Source organism: Ohtaekwangia sp., from assembly GCF_036786105.1.
GTDB lineage: Bacteria > Bacteroidota > Bacteroidia > Cytophagales > Cyclobacteriaceae > Ohtaekwangia.
On record NZ_DAIQRQ010000067.1, the window covers coordinates 24,116 to 27,091 of the forward strand.

General features: G+C 43.0%; 4 protein-coding genes. 1 reads left to right on the plus strand and 3 read right to left on the minus strand.

What is annotated here, in order from left to right; all coding sequences use genetic code 11:
* Positions 1-288 (plus strand): hypothetical protein (locus tag V7Q33_RS20135; RefSeq protein WP_333821046.1); only part of this gene is annotated, 288 nt, incomplete at its 5' end.
* 10 nt (positions 289-298) lie between these two features.
* On the opposite strand, the gene V7Q33_RS20140 is transcribed toward V7Q33_RS20135, so the two are convergent.
* The 3 genes from V7Q33_RS20140 to V7Q33_RS20150 form a co-directional block, all read right to left on the minus strand.
* Complete coding sequence (locus V7Q33_RS20140; RefSeq protein ID WP_333821047.1) at positions 299-1,000, minus strand: 2-phosphosulfolactate phosphatase; 702 nt, start codon at positions 998-1,000, stop codon at positions 299-301.
* A 107-nt stretch (positions 1,001-1,107) separates the two neighbouring features.
* Positions 1,108-2,190 carry a glycine cleavage system aminomethyltransferase GcvT gene (gene gcvT / locus V7Q33_RS20145; RefSeq protein WP_331979323.1) on the minus strand — a complete coding sequence of 361 codons (1,083 nt, stop codon included), beginning with the start codon at positions 2,188-2,190 and terminating at the stop codon, positions 1,108-1,110.
* Between the two features lie 188 nt (positions 2,191-2,378).
* A complete protein-coding gene (locus V7Q33_RS20150) occupies positions 2,379-2,834 on the minus strand; it encodes a hypothetical protein (RefSeq protein WP_333821048.1) in 456 nt (151 codons plus the stop codon).
* Between the last annotated feature and the right edge of the window lie 142 nt (positions 2,835-2,976).

Below are 2,976 nucleotides of genomic sequence, written 5' to 3' on the forward strand. Positions count from 1 at the left end.
ACTCTTTTTAGCTGCAAATCACAGAAGGATCAGTACGCTGTAACCGAAGCCGATGGCTATACATTACCAGCGCATCAATTAGAGAAGTCAGAAGAAAAGAGCTTGTTAAACAGTGTACGCAACTCAGTCAGCAATGCGGATTACGAAAAGGTAATCGTCAACAACAAAGAATATTCACCAAAAGAGTTCTTAACCATTTTAGATACGCTCGATAGCAGCTATACTTTTGATGTTAAGATTGACTCCTTAAAAAAGAGTAAAGTTCTGGTGGTTGCGAAAAAGAAATAGAAGTATTTCGTTATACAATCAGCACTCCATCTTTCAGTACAGGTACAACACTATATTGATCGGGTGTTAAACAAAATTGAATGTCTTTATAGACGTTTAATTTAGCCAGACGTTTTACGTGGCTGGCGTCTTTCAAAAAATCGAATAGATCATTTTTGGCAGCATTGTAAAGATGTTGTGCCGCCACCGGTGCATCGCAATCAGGTTGAGTATGCTCTTTCAATAACTCAACCAATGCACCCGCAAACAAAGTGTCTTCCAGGTTTACTTTACCTTTCCAGCCGGCACACACAACCAGTACATTGTTGTCACCTTTTAGAAGATAGTTTACCACGGCTGAGAGATTCAAGAATGAGCCAATAATAATCTCTTTTGCGCCTGCCGATTTTGCTATGGCCTGTGTACCATTGGTTGTAGTGAATGCAATTTTCTGGCCTTTTAACTTGTCTTCCATATACTCGAATGGAGAATTGCCCAGATCAAAGCCATCCACTTTTTTGCCATCGCGTTCGCCCGCTGTATAGTATCCTTTCGTTTTTAATGAAAGACAATCTTCGAGTTTAGCAAACGGAGTTATACTGGCAATGCCGTGCGCAAAAGCAGTAGTCATGCAGGATGTTGCCCGGAATATATCTACCACCACAATGGTTCGATCTTGCACGTTATACAAATGCATCAGCTCCGGACTCAGGCAAACATCGATGGTTTTCATAGGAGAGAAAGTTTAAAGTTCAGGATTTCAAAGTTCAATGTCGGGCAAAAATAAAAGGTTCACATGATATACTTTGTGAACCCTTTATTGGTAGTAATCAAAATGAATCAGATCAACGGAAGTTTGCTCACTTGCGCCTTGAGAGCACGGCCGCGAACATCAATGAATATCTCGGAGCCCGGTGTTGCCAATGCAGGTGTAACATAACCGAGTCCTATACCAATACCAAGCACTGGCGACATGGTTCCTGAAGTTACCTTGCCAATTACGTTGCCGCTCGCATCTTTAATGCTATAGTCGTGGCGTGGTATACCTTTATCGACCATCTTGAAGCCTGCCAACTTTTTGGTAACGCCTTCTTCCTTCTGTTTCTTTAGTGCAGCAGCGTTGGTAAAGTCTTTTGTAAACTTTGTAATCCAACCCAGTCCACCTTCTAATGGAGAAGTGGTGTCGTCTATATCATTGCCGTAGAGGCAGAATCCCATTTCGAGTCGAAGTGTGTCACGCGCGCCTAGTCCGATAGGTTTGATGTTAACATCCTTACCGGCTTCGAAGATGGCATTCCATACTTTTTCCGCGTATTGTTTGTTAACATAGATTTCAAAACCACCTGCACCGGTATAGCCTGTGTTGGAGATAACTACATTCGGTACACCGGCAAATTCGCCAATGGCAAAATGATAGTATTTGATAGTGCTAAGGTCTATAGGCGTAAGCTTCTGCAATACACCGGCTGCCTTGGGTCCCTGCACCGCAAAGAGGCAGGTGTCGTCAGAAATATTTTTCATATCGACACCTTTCGTGTTGAACTTGCTGATCCAGTTCCAGTCCTTCTCTATATTTCCTGCGTTTACTACCAGCAGGTAGTCGTTGTCCTTTATTTTATAAACGATCAGGTCATCTACAATACCGCCCGTCTCATTCGGCAGACATGAATACTGAGCTTGTCCATCTACGATTTTGGAGGCATCGTTGCTGGTAACCCGTTGAATAAGGTCAAGTGCATCCGGACCTTTCAACGTAAATTCGCCCATGTGCGACACATCGAAAACACCTACACCATTGCGCACGGCCATGTGTTCTTCAATATCAGAGGAATAACGTACCGGCATGTTAAATCCGGCGAAGGGGACCATCTTACCTCCAAGTTTTGTGTGGAGATCGTTTAGTGGAATGTATTTTAAATTCATAATGCTCGTTTAGGTGCCGCGAAGGTAACGCTATCCGTGGTTCAGTACAAATGGTTGCTGGCTGCAGGCTTCGGGCTGCGAGAAGTGTGCGGTAGGGGCTTGTCTGATTGCTTATAATGAAGTGTCAGATAGAACATCTGACACTCCTAATTTTTTACGAGTAACGAATAACGATTAACCTCTAACGCTCAAAGAGCTTTGGCGCGGTCAATCGCTTCCAGTATATCTTCTCTTACTTTCTTAACTTTTTCCATTTCAGTTTCGAGGTACTCGCGGACTTTTTCTTCGCCAGCTACACTGTCGGGCTCAGGTTTAAATTCGTGCATCCACGTCATCATGCTTTCGTTGGCTGAATCGAGTTTCAGAACCATGTCTTCCATTTCTTTTTTCTTTTCAGCAGAAAGTCCTGGTGTTTCTGATGCTTTCTTTTTAAGGTCTTCCCTCAGCCTATACACAGCATCCATCTTGGCCATGGCTTCGTTATGTACCTTCATCACTTCCTCATATAGTGCATGGTTGGGAGATGCATCAGGAGCATCGTGTGCATGGTCGTGATCATGGCCATCGTGCTCATGCGCTTTCTGTCCACAAGCATAGAGCAAAACAAGGAGGGATAAGGCAGTTAGTTTTAGTATAGCTTTCATATAGTTAAGTATAGTTGCCTGTAAAGTTATAAACCGTTAGCTGTTATCTGTTACACGTTATCCGTTATAAATGCTGAAAACATCAGATAGAAGATCAACATCACGGTTGTTATCTATAGCAATAGTGCCTTTACGGATAACG

What these genes read in the sequence shown, in the direction of transcription:
- V7Q33_RS20140 (WP_333821047.1), bottom strand. Translation starts at nt 1,000, where the DNA reads ATGAAAACCATCGATGTTTGCCTGAGTCCGGAGCTGATGCATTTGTAT.
- gcvT (WP_331979323.1), bottom strand. Translation starts at nt 2,190, where the DNA reads ATGAATTTAAAATACATTCCACTAAACGATCTCCACACAAAACTTGGA.
- V7Q33_RS20150 (WP_333821048.1), bottom strand. Translation starts at nt 2,834, where the DNA reads ATGAAAGCTATACTAAAACTAACTGCCTTATCCCTCCTTGTTTTGCTC.